Raw genomic sequence first — 18,505 nt, 5'->3', positions numbered from 1 at the left:
GTTCGTGTTGCCTACATACGGCCGAAAGCCGCCCACACCCCGTCTTCGCCGTCCCAGCTGCCGCGACTCGCTGCCTTGGAGTACTCCGTGGCGCGCTGCTCGAAGAAGTTGGCGTGCTCGACGCCATTGAGAATCTCGACGAGCCACGGCAGCGGATGCGCCTTGAGCTGGGAGAACCCGCCCTCCTTAGCCTCGAAGAAGCCGAAGACCGGGGCAATCCGGAGTTGGGTCAGTCGCCAGTCGGCGACATAGCGGACGTAGGTGTGGATCTGCTCAGGCCGCATGCCCTCGATCGTGCCGAGGCCGAAGGCGAGATCGACGAAGTTCTCCTCCAGCTTCACCATGGTCTTGGCGACGTCGACAATGTCGTCGCGGACCGAGCGCGTCACCGCGCCGGTTTCCCGGTGCCATTCGTGAAATAACTTGATGACGCCCTCGCAGTGGAGACTCTCGTCGCGCACTGACCAGCTTACGATCTGTCCCATGCCGTTCATCTTGTTGTGGCGCGGGAAGTTGAGCAGCATGGCGAAGCTCGCGAACAACGCCATACCTTCGGTGAAGGCGCCGAACATTGCCAGCGTGCGCGCGACATCGGACACGGTGTCAACGCCGAACTCGTGCATGTAATCCGCCTTGGCGCGCATCTCCGCATAGCCGCGGAATGCCTCGAACTCGGTCTTGGGCATGCCGAGCGTCTTGAGCAGCAGCGCATAGGCGTCGATATGGACCGTCTCCATGTTGGTGAAGGCGGCCATCATCATCTGAACGGTGAGCGGCTGGAAAATCGGGATGTAGCGCTTGAGATAGTTGTCGCCGACCTCGATGTCCGACTGAGTGAAGAAACGGAAGATCTGGGTGAGCAGCGCGCGCTCGTTGGCGGTGACGCGGTCCGACGCCCAGTCCTTGAGGTCGGTGCCGAGCGGCACCTCCTCGCCCATCCAGTGGGTCTGCTGCTGGCGCTTCCAGAACTCGTAGGCCCAGGCGTAGCGATCGACGTCATAGCTGCCGGTCGAGTCCAGGAGGCCGACGCGTCCCTTGCCGATCAGCGTGCGCGGATCGACGGCCGAGAAATCGATCACTGACATGCGAGGCACTCCTCATAGTCGGTGCGCTGCGGCGCCAGCGGCGCGGCCTTGTCGCCGTCGGCGGTCTTGCCGGCGAACGCCGCGCGCGAGATCGATTTTGAACGGCAGTAGTAGAGGCTCTTCACCCCGCGCTTCCATGCCGTCCAGTGCAGCATGTGGAGGTCCCACTTATCGACGTCGGCCGGCAGATAGAGGTTGATCGACTGGCTCTGGCAGATGAACGCGGCGCGATCGGCGGCAAGCTCGATGATCCAGCGCTGGTCGATCTCGAAGGCGGTGCGAAAGATCGCTTTCTCGTGCTCCGACAGGATGTCGAGATGGGCGACCGACCCCTCGTGCGCGATGATCGACTGCCAGGTCGCCAAGATGTCGGCGCCCTTGGCGGTCAGCACCTTGGCGAGATGCGGATTGCGCACCGAGATGGCGCCGGACAACGTCTTGTGGGTGTAGATGTTGGCCGGGATCGGCTCGGTGCAGGCGCTGGTGCCGCCGCAGATGATGCTAATCGAGGCGGTCGGCGCGATCGCGATCTTGTGGCTGAAGCGCGCCATCACGCCGCGTTCCAGGGCATCCGGGCACGGGCCGCGCTCGCGAGCGAGCGCCACCGATGCCGCGTCGGCATCGCGACGGATTTTCTGGAACATGTTCAGATTGAACGACTTGGCCAGGACACTCTCCATCGGAATGCCCTTGGCCTGGAGAAACGAGTGGAAGCCCATCACGCCGAGGCCGACGGAGCGCTCGCGCAGGGCGGCGTAGCGGGCACGCTTCATGCCGTCCGGCGCCACCCTGATGAAATGGGTGAGCACGTTATCGAGGAAGCGCATGACGTCCTCGATGAAGCCGGGCTCCTCATTCCATTGATCCCAGGCCTCGAGGTTGAGCGACGACAGGCAGCACACCGCGGTGCGCTCCTCATCGCGATGATCAATGCCGGTCGGCAGCGTAATCTCGCTGCACAGGTTGGAGGTCGAGACCTTGAGGCCGAGCTCGCGCTGGTGCTTGGGGAGCGAGCGGTTCACGGTGTCGATGAACAAGAGATAAGGCTCGCCGGTCTGCAGCCGGTTCTCAAGGATTCGTTGCCACAGCTGGCGGGCGTCGATCTCGCGGACGACCTCGTTCGTCTTCGGGCTGCGCAGAGCGAACGCGGTGCCGGCGCCCACCGCATCCATGAACTCGTCGGTGACGTTGATGCCGTGATGCAGGTTGAGGCTCTTGCGGTTGAAGTCGCCGGACGCCTTGCGGATCTCGAGGAACTCCTCGATCTCGGGATGGTGGATATCGAGATAGACCGCCGCCGAGCCCCGCCGCAACGAGCCCTGGCTGATCGCCAGCGTCAGGCCGTCCATGACGTGGATGAACGGGATGATGCCTGAGGTGACGCCGCCCTTCACCTTCTCGCCGATCGAGCGAACATTGCCCCAGTAGGTGCCGATGCCGCCGCCGTTGGAGGCAAGCAAGACGTTTTCGTTCCAGGTGCCGACGATGCCTTCGAGCGAGTCCGGCACCGAGTTAACGAAGCACGAGATCGGCAGGCCGCGCGTGGTGCCGCCGTTAGAGAGCACCGGTGTGGCCGGCATGAACCACAGCCGAGACATCGCATCATAGAGACGTTGAGCATGCGCAACATCGTCCGCGAAGGCGCAAGACACCCGTGCGAACATGTCCTGGAGGCTTTCGCCGGCGAGCAGATAACGGTCGGTCAGCGTCAGCTTGCCGAACGATGCCAGCAGGTCGTCGCGCGACCGATCGAGCGTGAGGTCGGACGGCTTTGGCGATGGCGCAAGGGGCCACGGCAGCGGAGCCGGCGATGGCGGCGGCACAAGATACAGCTCTGGCGCGGTAGGCTTTGCATGCGCTGGCCGCGGCGGCATACTCGGCTCAATGAGATGACCATGCTGATCGAAGTTGTAGGACTGCGACATCGGCAACCCCGCGATGTTTGGGGCTGGGGCCGCGGACAACTTGCAAGAAGACCGGGCAAATGTTCCCAGCTGCAAGCGCCCCACCGGGCACCCCGCCCGAGGACGTTCGTTCTGTCGCGGCAGGTCTCCTGGCTCGCGGGTCGCTGCAGCTGTCGGCCTTCCCGGCGCTGTCGCGCCAGTGACCATGATGACAACCGCTCGCCGCTTACAGTTGCGGGGGCAGCCCCGGAATAGCCGTTGCCGGCGCACCGGGTTCCCTCTTAGCTTCCATCCTCCGAGATGTTGGAATAGAAGACCGTAACAGACCTACATATAGGGGTCGCTCGCCGAGATTCGTCAAGTCGGCACCGTCACGTTACGGAAATGGAGCGGCCGAGGGATAGACGACCGGCATGCCGACCGCCCGGGCCCCTCTTTATCGCCGCCGGCGCGCCCCCGCTCGCCGCGACAAACGGCATTTGGACGAAGTTGTTATCGCGATCGGGCGGACAACATTGGCTCTGACGCGCTGTCGACCAGAATGGCTTCGTTCTCGAGGTCTTGATCCTGCGCCCAAAGAAAGTCGCGCGCTGCGCAGCGGCTCATGAAATGTTGAAATCCGCCGGCACGCCGCCGGGCGTGATGATCACGGACAAGCTCCGTTTATACGGCGCTGCGGGGGCGAAGATGGGCTTTCACGTTGAACATCACCAGCACAAAGCTCTCAACAACGAGGGCGCGCAAGCTTGGCTCGCTGATGCGCTCGCCGCATCGCCGGCATCCCCACTAAGGCTACGCCCGACAAGGCTGAGAAAATGATCCGCAATCTTGCGCGTCGACTCGACCTGCAATGGCCCGGCGTAGCGGCGAGCATCCTCGAAGGCCTTGACGAAATCCTGACTGTCGTCCGGTTGAAGTTGCCGAAGGAGCTTCGTCGATCGCTCGCCTGTACCAACATCGCCGAGAACATGATGGGCACCATTCGCCGCGTCACACACAAGTCAAACGCTGGCGGGATGCCGGTATGGCCTTGCGATAGATCGCGGCCGGCATGATCGAGGCCAACAAGGGCTTCCGACGATTGAAGGCGCATTAAGCAATTGTTGGTTCTGCGTGCGGCTCTTCAAGCCCACCACAATCACATGACGATCAACCTCGTTGCGCACGTTACGAGGGCCGCGCAAGTTCATTCTGGCAACGTCGGCCCGACCTAGTTCAACAGCGATTGGGACATTCACCACTTCGGGGCGGCGTTCTCGCTCGGGCACGTGCGTGGTTAACACATGCTTAACGAGATCGAATAGCGAGCGCTACCAGATAAGGTAGGTGACCGGGACGACATAGAGACGTAGCAGTTTCGCCCGAAACTGGCCGTGAAATTCGATATCGACTAATCAATTTGCTTGGGGCTCCGGCGCTTCCCGGCCTGCGGGCGCGATGCGCTCTGATGACTTTTGAAGGAACTGCAAATGAACCGAACCGTCGCAAGCCTGCTCGTGCTCGCCGCTGGCGCCGGTGTGCGGCGACGAGGCCAAGATACGGCAAGACACGTCCGAACTGCGTCGCATCTGCGCGGAGTGGTTGCCGAACTCTAACGATGCGCCGCGTGTGTGCTTTGCTGCACTTAATATGGAGCGCGCGGCGCGCAAACCGGCCGTTCGCACTAACGACGACGAGACGCGAAAGGCACGCGTCGCGCTGCCCTACATCGATTGCGATGGCGAGTTTACCGTACGGAATGGTCGCTTGGGCCTCTATATCGACGGACGCTTCGTCTCCGACAACATCTCGGGAAGTACTTGGGGGCTATTCACGTGTGGGGTGGAGAGGAAATGCGCTACACGCTGGTGTTTGATGACAATCTATCACACGCGACGCTTGGGGCCGCAAGCGGCGCCCCGCGGCTAGCGTTACCATAGCGGCGCGTCTGAATCACGATCAGCCCAGGCTGAGAATCGCGCGGGTGAGTGCGGCATCAACGATCCTGACTCTTACGCGTCGTGCGCCTTGACGTGGCAAAAGGGCCAGACGCTCGTGTCTCGCGTCTACAACAGCGACTTCGTCACGCGCAATTTCGCACAGCTGCTTCCCGGGATTCTGACGCTTGGCGAGCCGCGATGGCAGCAAGCAGTCGGCCAGCGGTCCGGCCACGGCCTTGCCAGTGCACTCCGAACGCGAACAAGCGGCGACAAGGAATATCACGCGCGGTGCAAGCGCTCCCTGATCGTGATCACCATTTCCACGAGGTCGTGATCGCTATTTCCAGCGGATCGTTATCGGGGACAGCGAGCCGGACACACCACTGACAGTCTGCAACCAAGTAGGTGGTCTTTTTGCCTGACAGCCAAGGATCGAGCTGCCGACAGAGACGGTCCATGCGGCGCCTGGAGGCGGCAGACGCTAAGCCGACCGGTATCGGCGGTCTTCAACGTATAGTATATGCGCGAGCAAGTGGCCAAGCTCTCCGGTGCACACGACCTGACCACATCCTTCAACTGCATCCAGAATCATTGGGCGAGCTTCACATTGCTCCTTGAGGACGGAGGCCGAACGGATGTCGTGCTTCTTCCTCGCGATCAAGCGCTACCAGATAAGGCAGGTATGACTTGTTGAAGGTTGTGGTACCCTCTGAAGGGTGCTGATCGTAACTGAGCAGCGAACCACTCCGCACGTAGCAACTCCTTTCCGGGAGATATCGAATGCCCGCGACCACAGGCGAAGACGAGAAACGCGAACGGCGGACACGTGCAGGGCCCGAACTGGCCCAAGCATCAACCCCTGGAGGAGGTGGCGCCGCTGATGGTGTTAGAGAAAAGGCGGCAGCTGCATCGCACATTTCATTTTCGTTTCCGGAATGGCAAAAATCAATCGAAGCAACAAGAAACCTGTTCGCCGCGGCACTGGGGGGCGGATTGAAATTGGCTGCTTCCTCTTTGCACGACCAGGCCAATTTTCTGAAAACTCTTGCCGACTCCAAAACTTCCTCTGAGCTACTGAAGTGCCACGTGAATTTCGCGGAGCAATCCTGGTCGAAATCGTTCAGCGAAGGCTCGAAGATGTTGGATCATTTAAACCACAGCCATCAATCTGCGGTAAGATAAGCAATCCGCCAAGCGTGAGATAGGGCGCGACCGCGCTCTATTCCCTGCGCGACCGGGCCGTACGTTGCGGCTGGCGACGGTATGGAGCGTTCTTTCGACTACGTTACGACAACAATAGGAGGCAAAGATGAAGCGCAGCGCATCAGTTTTCCTTGTCACATTCGCGCTCGTGGGCTGCGCGCGCCCAGGCTCCTGATCTCGATTCCGCACTGAACAATCCCGACAAGGTCTCGTGGGAACTGTTCGCGATGGTCAACAAGTCTGCCGGGCCTGAACAACAACGTGGTGTTAGAGACCTGGGCGTCGGTATCTGGGCGAGATCGTGAGCAACTCGCCGCCTGGGCCTCGAGGGCGAGCACCTCGCGCAGCGCGTGCATGTCATGGGCACGCTGAGCCGACTGCTCGCAACGAACGGTGAGCTCAGCCCGGTGATCTCGCCGCACGTCGCGACAAGCGATGGCGAAAATTTCAGGGTACGCGCCACGCAGCGGCGCAGCTTTCGCATCGGAGCACCATCATGACAAATTCTGATATCCTGAAGCATTTTCGAGCCGGTCCGGACATCGCTTCACTACCGAAGTGGGGGTGGGTTTTCGCCCTCGGCGTAGTTTATGTTTCACTGGCTTCGTGGCGCTCGGTAGCGTTGCGCTCGCGACGGTCGTGAGTGTGCTCGTCGTTGGCGTGATGATGTTCATCGCTGGTGTCGCCGAGCTGATCAACGCCTTCCAGGTAAAGAATTGGGGCAAGTTTTTTGTGTGGGCTCCTTTGGGTGCGCTCTACATCGTTGCGGGCTTTGTGACATTTGAGAATCATGCGCTCGCTGCTGCGGTGCTTACGCTGATCCTGGGCGGATCGCTGGTCGCCGCCGGCATTATGCGCGTGATCCTGGGATTCAGCATGAAGCGCCAAACGGCGAGGTTCTGGCTACCGACATCTGGCGTGATTACCATGCTGGTTGGATTGTTGATCCTAGCACGTTGGCCGATCAACAGTGTTTATATCCTGGGCCTGTTTCTCGGCCTCGATCTAATTGTGGCAGGCGCGAGCTGGATCGGAATCAGCTTTCGCCTGCGCCGCACTTCGATCGTGTCACAGGCACTATCGCCGGCGTAGTGCGGGGCGCCTTAATTCGAAGAAAGACATGCAGAGCCAGAGGAGAGTTTAGCTGTCTCCACCGGAGGTGCTTACTGACCGAGAAAGAATTCAACCCTTAGAAGTGGCTACATGGTAGAAAAGACAGCCACATCGCACATTTCATTCCGGAATGGCAAAAATCAATCGAGGCAACAAGAATCATGTTCGATGTGGTACCAAAGGACGGATTAAGATTGGCTACTTCCTCTCTGCACGATCAGGCCAATTATCTGAAGAATCTTGCCGACTCTAAAAATACATTGATGTGCTGAAGTGCCACCTCGACCTCGCCCAGCAATCTTGGTCGAAATCGTCAGCGAAGGCTTGAGATATTGCATCGTCTCAGAACGCCTCCACTATTTGCGGTAAAATAGCAAGCCGCGAAGCTTGCGCGACAAGCCGGTGTACCGATTGTGCATGCCATATGGCGCGATGCTATCGCTCCAACCGATTGAACCATTACGGCCTTTTAACAGGCTCTCTTCGATCCATCAGTATCCAGCGCGGATTCGGACCGCGCCGAGAGCGTCGCAACTTTTGCTGGCGCAGCGTTTTCTCGTGTTCCAGGAGCAAAGCCAGCCATTCGGCGTGTTCGAGGCTGCGCGCTTCGGACTGGGCATCGAGGTCCTTGAAGCCTTTGGCCATACCGTGGAGACCGAGGCTATGCAGCAGGTCGAGGGTAGGATGGGTCAGCATGCTGGATAATCCTTTCAATGGAAGTAACCGGGGCCGCGCAGATTGGGATGTTCGATGACCGCGTCCTCGGTATCGCGAGAACTGCGTTCGAGCTTGTTGGCAATGATGGAGGCGATGCTCTTGTAGGTCAGTGCGCTGACCGCGACCGCGCGGGCCGCGATCAGCTCGGCGCGTTCGGGATGAGGCCGATTGGCCAAAATGGCGAGGACTTAGCCCCTCGGTGTTGGGCCCGATCGACCGCCCCCAGCGCCGGAATCGATCGGGAGTCCACTCGGCGTAACGCCGATGCGCACTGGGCATGTGATCGGGATCAGTGCCGTGCCGGCGGCCGCCATAACGGCGCTGGTGAGCAGCAACACGCAAACCCCGATGGAACAACTCGATGGTCCGGGTGGTGGCGCGAACGTCGACCTGCTCCCGGATCAGGCCGTGTGGAACTGAGTAGAAGAAGCCGTCGACCTCGACGTGATAATCAAGCGAGACGCGGGCCAAGGGCCATTCCGCGAACTGATAGTCAGCATCCGGCAACGGCGCCAGGACAGGCCTTTCGACGGTCTCGAACAATTGTCGGCGGCTGACGCCGATCCGGCGCATGACGTGGGCGTTGATGCGCTCCAGCGCGGCGGTGATTGCCGCTTTCGCCTCGGCCAGGGAGAAGAAGGTCTGCCCGCGAAGCCACCCGAGGGATATAGGTCTGGGCAAAACGCACTCCGGCTTCCACTTTTGCCTTATCCCGGGGCTTTCTTGGCCGTGCCGGAAGGATGCCAACGCCGTAATGGGACGCCATCATCCCGTAGCTGCGATTGATTTCAGGGTCATAGAACGAAGCCGGTGCACGCCGGACTTTGTCAGGGACGACGAGGCGGGCACCCCGCCAAAGAACCGGAACATCCGGACATGGGCCTCGATCCAGTCCGGTAGTGTCTGCGTCCAGCTCGCCTCGGCGTACGTGTAATTCGAGGCGCCAAGCACGGCGACGAAGATCTCCGCGTCGCGCACAACCCCAGTTTTGCGATCAACGATCATGATCTTCTTGCCGGAGTAATCGACAAAGACCTTGTCGCCGGCCGGATGGTGCTGCCGCATCGTCGGAGACAGCCGCCGCACAAATTTCCGGAATAAATCGCAGAACCGGCTGTAGCCATATCCTTGGGGGTGGACCGCCCGGTACTCCTCCCACAGCACCATCAGATTGACGCCAAGCCGCTTCAGCTCACACACCAGCGAGGCCCAATCCGGTTCCCGGCGCCGGCGGAAGCCGCGCCTGACGCCGGCATGGGCAAACAGACGTTGTTCAAGAACGGCATCGGTCAGATCGCCCGCCAGAGGCCACGCCAGCCCGGCAGTCGAGGCACGCTTGAGATTGTCCTGGATGGTGCTGCGCGCCACACCGAGCGTGCGCCCGATCTCCCGGGCGCTCACCCCATCACGGGCAAGCCGAAGCATCTGTCGTATCTGTCGCATGGTCAGTTCTCTCCGCTTCCTGGTTGATCAACGAGGGACTTGATGCCTGAAGAACTGACCCAAACGAAAACGCCGACTTCCAAAACCCCGGCCGGCTTCAAATCGGAATGCCGGCCGGAACAAATCGGAATCCGCACTTGCTTGCGCGTGCGAAAATGTTCCAAATATCCGATCGACCCTGCGCGCGGAGCGATGGATGCCACGTTCCCAGTTGACGACCCGCGGGATGACCATGGCCCTCGCGCGAAACGCTGTGGAACTTCTCTTCGTCTCGATCGATGTTACGCCATCCGTTGTTGCGCGCCTCTTGACTTTTCTCACTTCAGCCGAAGCGGATCGTGCGGCCCGTTTTCATCGTGACGAGGATCGACGCAGAAGCATCGTCGGCCGCGCCGCGTTGAGACGCCTCTTGTCCCGGCATCTGGGCGTCGAGCCGCAAGCGTTTCGTTTCGATCTGCGGGAGAACGGCAAACCCTTCCTGCAGCAGTCGGACATCCACTTCAACGTGAGCCATTCAGGCGAGGTCGTCGCGATCGCGCTAGCGGCGAACGAAGTCGGGGTCGACATCGAGGCCAAGCATCACATTCCCGAAATGGCGGCGATCGCGGCGCGTTTCTTTTCGAAAAACGAGGCGGAGCGCGTGCGCGCCGCGACCGATCCGACCGACGAGTTCTTTCGCATCTGGACCATGAAGGAAGCGGTCGTGAAGGCTGCGGGACAGGGTCTCGGGCTTCCGCTCGATTGTTTCACTGTTCCATCCTCTGCGCCGGCGCCGCGGCCCGTGATTCCCGTCGGTGAGCCGCCGATCATGACAAACTGGTTTGTTGTCCAGATAGAAGTCCCCGACGGATACGACGGATACTACGGCGCGGTCGCAATGCGCGGCTCCGACTGGCGCGTGGTCGCACGATGGCTCCCGGCGCGGAATCTAGCCGCAGGAAAATGAGCCGCTCCGCTCCAGCACGTAGATGAACCACGGCGCGACCGTCATCTCGCTGACCCAGGAATAAGGCTCGTCGGCGCGCCCGAGCGGGCGGTACTCGGCGCGCAACACGAGCCCGCTGGCCGCAAACAGGTCCAGGTAGTCCTGGTGAGACCAGACGAGGTCGACTACGGGCCGCGAATCACCAACGTCAGTCATGACGATGCGGACCACCTCGCCGCTTTTCGCCACGCGGTTCTCGGGAAAGGCCTCAGTTGTGAACGACGCCCATTCGTGCCTGTATATCTCCGGCGTCGAGCCGAGCATGATGACGCGCCCGTCCGGCCGCAGCAGGCGTCTCAGGCCTTCCAGCAAGGCGCGCCGGTTGGCGAGGTCGGGAATATTGTCGAATGCGAAAGCCGAAAGCACGAGGTCGAGCGATCCGGGCGCGAACGCGCTGAAATCGCCGTTGCCGACCAGGCGATAGTCTCCGTCCGGATCAGCTTTCTTGGCAGCTGCGATCATGCTCCGCGAGATGTCAATCCCGATGGCGTCGAACTTGAGCTTCTTGAGGAAGCGGGTCGAACGGCCAGCGCCGCAGCCGAAGTCGAGTGCCGTACCACCCTTTACATGGGCCGCGATGATGGTCGGCAGATCGCGGTAGGCGAGATAGTACGTACAGGGGAACTCCAACCGCGCGTACGCCTCGGCACGCGCGGCATCGTCATAGACGTTGGAGAAGGACATGGCTTCGCTCCTCTCAGGATATCGCCCCAAGGGCCGCGATGGCGGCACTGCTCGCGCGCCACTCACACTGAGGAATTGGCCGGGGGCTTTGTCGTACGTCTTCAATGCAGCAGACACTCCGTCTCCGACTGCAGCCGGTGGCTCCGGCCGTTGTCGGTCCAGCAGTCGAACGGGAACCGATCTCGCCTCCCGACGGGCCGCAGATGATCGAGCCAGGTCGCGTCCGGGTCGCACGCGGCGACGAAGAGCGTGCGATCGAAGGCCGGATCGCGCGCCTGGAGGAAATCGCAGATCAGCATCGGCGTGTCCGGATCGGCCGCCCCGGCACGCGCCGGCAGCGCCGCCAGCGCGGCGGCCGCGCAGTCGTCGAGCAGGCTGCGCAGCGTGACCGAGCCGAGAATCCGCACCTTGCCAGGGAACGCCGACATCGACGGGCCCTGCGCGGTGCGACCGAGGCCGGACACACGCGCCTGCGCCTGCCGATAGACGTCGAGCGCCCGCACCAGCGGCACCTCGAAGTACTTGCGCGCGCCGGTGTCCCGCTCGACGAACATGTAGTAGGGAACAAGCCCGAGCCGCACGCCCGTCCGCCACAGCGCGGCCCACGCCTCGGGGTTGTCATTCACATGGCGGATCAGCGGCGTCTGCATGCGGATCTGCGCGCCGGTCGCGCGGATGCGGCGGATGGCCTCGCGGGCGATCTCCGGCGCGAGCTCGGCCGGATGCGAGTAGTGCCCCATGACGGCGAGATGCCGCCCGGCGGCGACGATCTGCTCGAACAGCCGCAGGCAGTCGTCCGCATCGTCGTCCGACACGAAGCGATACGGCCACGAGGCGACCGCTTTGGTACCGATGCGGATCGTCTGCACGTGCTCGAGCGCGGGATCGAGCAGCGGCTCGATGTACTTCCGCAGCACCGGCGCGCGCATCACCATGGGGTCGCCGCCGGTGACGAGCACGTCGGTCACTTCGGGGTGGACCTTGAGATAGGCGACCAGGTCGGTGGCATCCTTGCGAGCGAACTTGAGGCCGTCCATGTCGACGAACTGCGCCCAGCGGAAGCAATACGTGCAGTAGGAATGGCACGTCTGTCCCTGAAACGGAAAGAACAGCACGGTTTCGCGGTACTTGTGCTGCAGGCCCCAGAGGGGCCGTCCCGCGACAATCGGCACGTTGTGGGTAAGCTGCCCGTCCGGATGCGGATTGAGCGCCAGCCGGATGCGGCGGACGGTCCTGGCCAGTGCTTCGCTGTCGTTCTCGCGCAGGCATTGCTTCACCTCGCCGAACTCGTCGGCGTCGAGCATCTCTCGCTGCGGGAAGATTAGCCGGAAGATCGGGTCGTCGGGGACCTTGGACCAATCGATCAGGCTCTCGACCACGTAACGGTTGGCGCGGAACGGCAGCACCTGCGCGACGACCTGGATGGCCTCGCGCAGGTCGGGGTCGAGGGCGGCCCATTCCGGCAGCTTGCCGATGTTGTGCCGGCCGATCGCCTGGTAACGGCCCATCTTCGTGCCACACAGGTTCATGAGCGCCTCCGTGGCGCGCTAGGCGGCGCGCGAGCGCCGCTGGCCGATGAACGCCGCGCCGATCGCGCCTCTGACCTGCGGGTTGTCCACCACGTAAATGTCGGTCTTGAGCGCGTCGGCGAGCGCCCGCACGACGCCGGAATTGAGCGCCACTCCCCCGCTCATCCCGACCCGGCCGCTGATCGTCACGGTGCGCAGCAGCGAGGCGGCGCGCGCCGCGATCGAGTTGTGGACGCCGCGCACGATGTCCGGAATGGGTGTCCCGACCGCGACCAGGGAGACGACCTCGGTCTCGGCAAAGACCGTGCAGGTATTGCTGATCCGCACGGTGTTCTGCGAGCGCGCCGACACCTCGCCGAGCTGGTCGAGTGGGACCCCCATCGCCCGCGCGGTGACCTCGAGGAACCTGCCGCAGCCGGCCGCACACTTGTCGTTCATGGCGAAGTTCTCGACGTTCCCGTGCTCGTCGATCCGGATCGCCTTGCTGTCCTGGCCGCCGATCTCGAGGATCGTGCGGATCTCCGGATTGATGAGGTGCATGCCGAGCCCGTGGCAGGTGATCTCCGAGAGGTGCTTGTCGGCGAACGTGATGTTCTCCCGCCCGTACCCGGTCGTGACCACGAAGCCGACGTCGTGGCGCCTGAGCCCGGCCTTGGCCAGCACCTGCTCGTAGGTGGTCTCGGCCGCCGCCCGGTTGGTGCCTCCGGTCAGCACCACGTCCGATGCGATCACCTCCAGGCGATTGTTCATGAGAGCGGACTTCGTCGACAGCGAGCCGACGTCGATACCTACCGTGATCATGTTGTTGCGCCTCCACGCGCCTATTGCATCAACTCGAGAAAAGCGTCGACCCGGTTCTTGACGTGGTTGAACGCGTAGTTGTTGCGGTCGACCAGGTCGATGTTGAGCGTGATGTGCCTGATCTTGCGCCTTGCGGCGAAGTCCCTGAGCACCGGGCTGATGCCGGCGATGTTCCGGCATCCCCACACGTTGACGATCACGAAGCCTTCGACGGAGAAGCGATCGCAGATCCGCTCCAGCTCGACCGACATCCGCTCCGCATTCCAGTGGTAGAGGATCGCCCGCTCGGCGATGCTGTGCAGCGGCCGGGTCTCGTCGAGGCTGCGCAGATTGGCGTTCCACAGCGGCGCCCAGTAGAGGATCTCGACCACGCGGCTCATGTGGCGCAGCAGCTCGTGTGCCTCCTCCGGGACCTGGCCGATCCACATCACGCGCTTGCCGCTGCCCGGCGCGTCCTTGGCGAGCTCGGCCGCAGCCTGGTACAGTGCCTTGCACAGGGTCACGTTCTCCCGCGGGCCGAAATAATTCATCCCGAAGATCTCCTGCAGCTCGCGCGAGACGCCGGGAAGTTTGTGGGTCTCGAGCAGTGCCACCGTCTTGCGGTAGTACTCGCGGGCCTCGTTGGAGAACGCGACCGCCCGCTGCAGGGACTCGGAACTCCCCTCGAGTCCGAGCTCCGCCGCCATCCTCTCTCGCATCCGCTCGATCTGCCCTGCGACGTAGCCGATTGCGTCCTCGTCGAGCGATTCCGGGGTGTTTAGCGCGATCACCGGCACGTTGAATCGCTTCCCGGCGAGGCACATCTCCTTGGCGAGGCCCTCGCACGGCTGGTCGTTGGTCAGGACGAAGTCCGGCGTCGGATAGCAATCGGCCAGCATCATGCCGTACGGCCCGCGCAGGAACGAGCAGATGTCGCGTGACAGCCCCTTCTCCTGCGTCAGCTGGAAGATGCGGTTCACGTCGACCGACTGGGCGAGCATGATCGCCATTGATTCGATGTTCCACGGCATCGCGCCCGCCGCGAACACGACCTCGGTGGGAAACTGCTCGGACACGTACGCGACCTTGGAGTCGTCGCGGTAGGCGTCGGCTAGGCGATGGCAGTTCATCACCGAGCGCATGCGGATTGCCTTGCGCAGGGCCTGGGGGGCCTCGGCTTCATCGGCATGCGGCTCGCCCATCAGGCCGAGCAGGTTCTGATACTGCGCTGCGCGCTCTCCTTCGCGTCTCTCGGTTCTCACGGGCGTCACCTCATGTCATCCGGGATTCCAGAAAAGTCTGAATTCGCGTTCGCGTGCCGGCGATGTTCGTCGCGTTGCGTTCGCCTTCGATGAACAACACCGGGATCTTCTCGGCCTGCAGCCTCTGCTGGATGTAGGGGTATTCGTGCAGGTTGGTGTCGCAGAACTTGAGAACGTAATAGATGACCGAGTCGACGCCGTAGGCGCGCACCAGCTCGAGCATGTGGCGCATCCTCACATCGGTATCGAGGCGGCGCGCGCTCGTGTGCTTGTCGAGATAGTAGGCGGCGATCGCCGCGACCGGCTCGGCGTCGGGATCGATGCGGCCTTCGAAGTACTTCGCTCCGTTGCTGATGTCGGCGCAGATCGCTTCGGCGCCGGTGTCCTCGATGGTGTCGATGATACCCTGGTGATCGAAGTAGCTGCCGCAGATCATGACGCGATGTGGCCGCCGCCGGGGCAGGGAGTCGGAGGCTTTGAGCGCGTCGAGCAGGGTCGCGACGCGGTGGTTGAACGCGTCCTTGAGCCCCGTGGTCGCCGCCTTGACGACCCCGATCGCTTCGCCGCCCGACAGCACCCGCCTGCCGTTGCGGGCATGGCGATCGAGTTCCTGTACCAGCGCGCGCAACCGGTTGCACGTCTCGATCGCCCGCCCGAGCGCCTCGTCGCCGATCTTGCGGTCATAGCGCCGCTCGAGCGCCCCGATCAGCTTGCGCAGTTGGGTCGCGAAGTAGGCCTTAGAAAGGTCGCTGGCATCCCCGGGCAGATCGAGATAATACGCCGACTGGCCGGGCACATCGCACGCCCACGCCTCGCACAGGCGCTTGCGCATGTCGCAACCGTTGACGAACACGACGCCGTCGGCGAAGTCATGGACGCCGTCCATCCCTTCGCTTAGGCAGCCCAGCACGTACGAGCAGTAGTTGGCGCTCAGTCGCGCGGCGGCATCGCTCGTGTTCGCTTGCTCCCCGGTGATGCGAAACGGGATCGCTCCCGCGGCGAGAAGAATTTCCTCCGGCGTGTGAATCGACACGAATCCGAGCTTCGGTTCCGGGCGAGCGCGCAGCAGCTCGAGCCGATCTCGGTGCAGGTCGACGACGTCGCGAATGGCATCCTGCACGGCGGTTGCGGTGCTCATGACGGGCTCCCAGATGCCTCAATGGCGTTGGAAATGGCCGAGATCGTCGGGGCCGACCGAATCCGGCAGAGGTCGGGTGCGGCGCCGAAGCTCGAATGGATGCGGGTCGCCAGCCGCGCGGCCGCCAAGGATGTCATACCGAGCGCCGACAGGTCCTCGTCCGGGGAAATCGTGTCGACGCCCAGCACGTCCCCGACGATCTCGGCCACCTTGGCAACGGACGGGGGCGAGGCTGCGGCCGGCTCCGACGCCAGTTCGGGAAGCGGCAACTGCTCGCGCTGCACGCGCCCGTCGAGGTCGCGCGGGATCGCGCCGACCTGCATGTAGGTGTCGGGAATCATCGCCGGCGGCAGCCATTGCGCGAGGTGGTGCCACACCGTCTGGACGAACGACTGGGCCGGCACCGGCCCGGTGCCGCGGACCACGATGAAGGCGACCAGCCGCTCGCTCAGCGGATCGCGGTCGTCGAATACCACGACGGCGTCGTCGATGGCGCCGTTCGATCGCAGCAGGCACTCGATCTCGGCAAGCGACACGCGGTGGCCGTCGATGCTCGCCTCCACCACCGGCCCGGTCAACGCGATGGTACCGTCGGCGAGCCAGCGCGCCGACTGGCCGGTGCGAAACATCCGGCCCGGCGCCACATGCGGACACGGCTCGAATTGGCGCGACGTGGTCTCCGCATCGTCCCAGTAGCCGGCCGCAACGCCGGCGCCGGCGACGCACAGCTCGCCGCTCACGCCGACCGGCAACATGCCGTCGTCATGGCCGAGTATCCGGATATGTGACAACCCGGCCGGCTTGCCGATGTTGTCGCCCGCCCCGGTGCCGCGCACCGGGAGGCTCGTCGCCAACACCGTGGTCTCGGCGGGGCCGGCGCATCGCACAAGCTCGTACTTGCCCCGCCGCAGCGCTCCCACATGGCCGCCGCAGGTCAGCACGAAACGCAGCGTCTCATTCTCGAGCCGCGCCAGCCTCTCGCAGTGCGGCGCCGGCAGCCAGGCGTGGGTCGGGCCGTTCCGCCGGAGAAAATCGTCGAGCAATCGCCCGTCGCGCGCCGTCTCGTCCGGCAGTATCAAGACCGCCGCGCCGGCGCCCAGGAACGGCCACAGCTCGAGGGACGGCTCTCTATCCAGATCGGCGATGTCTCCCGATGCTCTGTTCGCCTTGTGCGGCAAGTTAGAGGGCTTTGAGTTCAAGACGTCTCGCAGTGTCGCCGCCTTCGCCTGGCGCAACGTGATCGAGGAGAGATCGATCCGCTCAGCGCGGTCATATGATCACCATTGGCTTTTCTTCCTCGGGCTCATCTCTCTCCCGACACACCCACATTCGCCACGTCGCCGAGACATCCGTGGTCGTCATCGGGCGGGTTTGGTAATAGGTGCGGAATTTGTCGGCGACGGAATTGATCCGCTCGTTCGTCCAGCCGCGCTCTAGCGCAAATCTGACGTCAGCCTGTGACGGCTTCCAGTTCGTGGGCAGGAACGCCGATTGGCCGTTTGATCTTTTGCCAACCGGCTCAGAGAGAGCCTCTCTCTTTCCTTGTGGGTGTGGGTGTAAGTTTAGGTGTAGGTAGCATTGCCTTCGCACCTGCGATCGCATTGCGATCGGATGCACCTTTCTCCTTGTCCTGCCGACGTTTAGCGGAAGCCCTATTCGCTTCTATCTTCTGCCGCACGTAATCGTACTCCTTCCTCAAGCGCTCCTGCGTGATCCAATTCCCGGACGATTTGCAGAGGTCCCCGATGATCGGGCGCACAATCTTTTCGACCTTGGCGACCGACATTGCGAGGTGATGCGCGAGCCATTTGTCGTCGTTCGGAATTCGGCCACGCGGCTTTTCCCACATCAGGATCAGCAAGCTCAAATAAATGCCTCGCTGTTCATAGTTGAGATGGCGCGTACTCGCCGTCCACTCGTCGACCCACAAAGGCAAAGAAGGCAACTTGCTCATGGCACGGTAGCGTTCTTTCGTTTCAGGCTGCAGTGCGCTGCGGGAGTGTCCCGCTCGCATCACAGCCGGCGGATCTTTTGTCCGAAGCTTCTCGGTCCGGAATGGGCGGCACCATTTTTAACGTCACTCGCCATCTGGTATTTTACCTGATGGAGGTTGACACGCCTCCCGCCCATTTGCAATGTTTACTAATGGGGGCTTGTCATGGCGACACTTAGCGATTTGGTTACAGCGATAGCGACGGCGGAAGGGATCGACGCGGAGCGCGTGGGCGCGATCGCACGCGCTGTTCGCGAAGATGGCTTTATTCGAACTTCGGGGCGAGGAACTTCGGCTGCGCAAATGTCAGAGCAGGACGCGGCGAACTTGTTGATCGCGGCGAACATGGCAGATACGGCGCGCACCGCGTCGACCACTGTCACGCAATACCGCGCGCTCAAAGCTCAGCGGCAGCGAACGCGCGAATTCGGCAGCGAACTGGAAGAGATGATTGGAGCGGCTAAGCAGGAGCGCTTGGCGCACTACATGATGAAGGTCGTCGCGCTCCTAGGAACGCGCCGCCATATTCTCGGCAGAAAACTGTTTCTCGACGAGGCCTATAGGCTCGACATTGAATTTGAGAAACCGGTTCCTTCGGTGGTCTTAGGAGTTTGGGCTGGGAGCCGAAACGACTACATCTCTTTCGAGGATCGCCGGCAACAGCTATCAGCCGCTGCTGGTGACCGCAGGGAAAGAACAAGGATCACCGAGCGGACGATCCTTGCGGTCGGCAACGTTCTCCGGACATAA

Annotated in this window: 14 protein-coding genes, 3 pseudogenes and 1 riboswitch; of the genes and pseudogenes, 6 read left to right on the top strand and 11 right to left on the bottom strand. The window is 62.5% G+C overall.

The window, feature by feature from the left end:
• Positions 1-11: 11 nt before the first annotated feature.
• Complete coding sequence (locus ACH79_RS15810) at positions 12-1,085, bottom strand: ribonucleotide-diphosphate reductase subunit beta (RefSeq protein ID WP_202639252.1); 1,074 nt, start codon at positions 1,083-1,085, stop codon at positions 12-14.
• Complete coding sequence (locus tag ACH79_RS15805; protein ID WP_202639251.1) at positions 1,076-3,010, bottom strand: ribonucleoside-diphosphate reductase subunit alpha; 1,935 nt, start codon at positions 3,008-3,010, stop codon at positions 1,076-1,078. Before ACH79_RS15805 ends, ACH79_RS15810 begins: the two co-directional genes overlap by 10 nt.
• A gap of 100 nt (positions 3,011-3,110) precedes the next feature.
• Positions 3,111-3,325, bottom strand: a riboswitch (cobalamin riboswitch).
• A gap of 107 nt (positions 3,326-3,432) precedes the next feature.
• On the opposite strand from ACH79_RS15805, the pseudogene ACH79_RS15800 reads away from it, so the two are divergent.
• The 4 genes and pseudogenes from ACH79_RS15800 to ACH79_RS15785 form a co-directional block, all read left to right on the top strand.
• Positions 3,433-3,721 (top strand): annotated as a pseudogene (locus ACH79_RS15800) (DDE-type integrase/transposase/recombinase); the annotation flags it as partial.
• 68 nt (positions 3,722-3,789) lie between these two features.
• Positions 3,790-4,203: pseudogene (locus ACH79_RS15795) on the top strand (IS256 family transposase); the annotation flags it as partial.
• 1,485 nt (positions 4,204-5,688) lie between these two features.
• Positions 5,689-6,090 (top strand): hypothetical protein, encoded by a 402-nt coding sequence (locus ACH79_RS15790; protein ID WP_161851813.1) that lies wholly within the window; start codon positions 5,689-5,691, stop codon positions 6,088-6,090.
• A 660-nt stretch (positions 6,091-6,750) separates the two neighbouring features.
• The gene (locus ACH79_RS15785) at positions 6,751-7,203 is read left to right on the top strand and encodes an HdeD family acid-resistance protein (protein ID WP_371419411.1); all 453 of its coding nucleotides are present in this window, start codon (positions 6,751-6,753) and stop codon (positions 7,201-7,203) included.
• Positions 7,204-7,683: 480 nt separating this feature from the next.
• Here ACH79_RS15785 and ACH79_RS15780 read toward each other — a convergent pair whose 3' ends face one another.
• Together ACH79_RS15780 and istA are read right to left on the bottom strand one after the other, a co-directional pair.
• Positions 7,684-7,920, bottom strand: coding sequence for an IstB-like ATP-binding domain-containing protein (locus ACH79_RS15780; protein WP_161851812.1), 237 nt, complete (start codon positions 7,918-7,920; stop codon positions 7,684-7,686).
• Between the two features lie 14 nt (positions 7,921-7,934).
• Positions 7,935-9,384, bottom strand: a pseudogene (gene istA, locus ACH79_RS45115) (IS21 family transposase).
• A gap of 196 nt (positions 9,385-9,580) precedes the next feature.
• On the opposite strand from istA, the gene ACH79_RS15770 reads away from it, so the two are divergent.
• A complete protein-coding gene (locus tag ACH79_RS15770) occupies positions 9,581-10,330 on the top strand; it encodes a 4'-phosphopantetheinyl transferase superfamily protein (protein WP_371419410.1) in 750 nt (249 codons plus the stop codon).
• On the opposite strand, the gene ACH79_RS15765 is transcribed toward ACH79_RS15770, so the two are convergent.
• From ACH79_RS15765 to ACH79_RS15735, 7 genes are all read right to left on the bottom strand, one after another.
• A complete protein-coding gene (locus ACH79_RS15765; RefSeq protein WP_161851810.1) occupies positions 10,313-11,053 on the bottom strand; it encodes a bifunctional 2-polyprenyl-6-hydroxyphenol methylase/3-demethylubiquinol 3-O-methyltransferase UbiG in 741 nt (246 codons plus the stop codon). The genes ACH79_RS15770 and ACH79_RS15765 overlap by 18 nt on opposite strands.
• Positions 11,054-11,154: 101 nt before the next feature.
• The gene (locus tag ACH79_RS15760; protein ID WP_161851809.1) at positions 11,155-12,582 is read right to left on the bottom strand and encodes a KamA family radical SAM protein; all 1,428 of its coding nucleotides are present in this window, start codon (positions 12,580-12,582) and stop codon (positions 11,155-11,157) included.
• Between the two features lie 18 nt (positions 12,583-12,600).
• Positions 12,601-13,383, bottom strand: a complete 783-nt coding sequence (locus tag ACH79_RS15755; protein WP_161851808.1) for an acyl-CoA dehydratase activase — start codon at positions 13,381-13,383, stop codon at positions 12,601-12,603.
• Positions 13,384-13,403: 20 nt separating this feature from the next.
• The gene (locus ACH79_RS15750) at positions 13,404-14,564 is read right to left on the bottom strand and encodes a 2-hydroxyacyl-CoA dehydratase family protein (RefSeq protein WP_161851807.1); all 1,161 of its coding nucleotides are present in this window, start codon (positions 14,562-14,564) and stop codon (positions 13,404-13,406) included.
• A gap of 70 nt (positions 14,565-14,634) precedes the next feature.
• Entirely contained in the window at positions 14,635-15,762 is a 1,128-nt protein-coding gene (locus ACH79_RS15745) for a 2-hydroxyacyl-CoA dehydratase subunit D (protein ID WP_161851806.1), read from the bottom strand.
• On the bottom strand, positions 15,759-16,961 hold the full coding sequence (locus ACH79_RS15740; RefSeq protein WP_161851805.1) for a non-ribosomal peptide synthetase: 1,203 nt from the start codon (positions 16,959-16,961) through the stop codon (positions 15,759-15,761). The genes ACH79_RS15745 and ACH79_RS15740 overlap by 4 nt, the downstream gene beginning before the upstream one ends.
• 320 nt (positions 16,962-17,281) lie before the next feature.
• A complete protein-coding gene (locus ACH79_RS15735) occupies positions 17,282-17,716 on the bottom strand; it encodes a DUF1376 domain-containing protein (protein WP_161851804.1) in 435 nt (144 codons plus the stop codon).
• 204 nt (positions 17,717-17,920) lie between these two features.
• On the opposite strand from ACH79_RS15735, the gene ACH79_RS15730 reads away from it, so the two are divergent.
• Positions 17,921-18,505 carry a hypothetical protein gene (locus ACH79_RS15730; RefSeq protein ID WP_161851803.1) on the top strand — a complete coding sequence of 195 codons (585 nt, stop codon included), beginning with the start codon at positions 17,921-17,923 and terminating at the stop codon, positions 18,503-18,505.

This window comes from Bradyrhizobium sp. CCBAU 051011 (assembly GCF_009930815.1).
GTDB lineage: Bacteria > Pseudomonadota > Alphaproteobacteria > Rhizobiales > Xanthobacteraceae > Bradyrhizobium.
The sequence above is the reverse complement of the archived record's forward strand: the minus strand, read 5'-3'. Positions and strand labels throughout refer to the sequence as shown.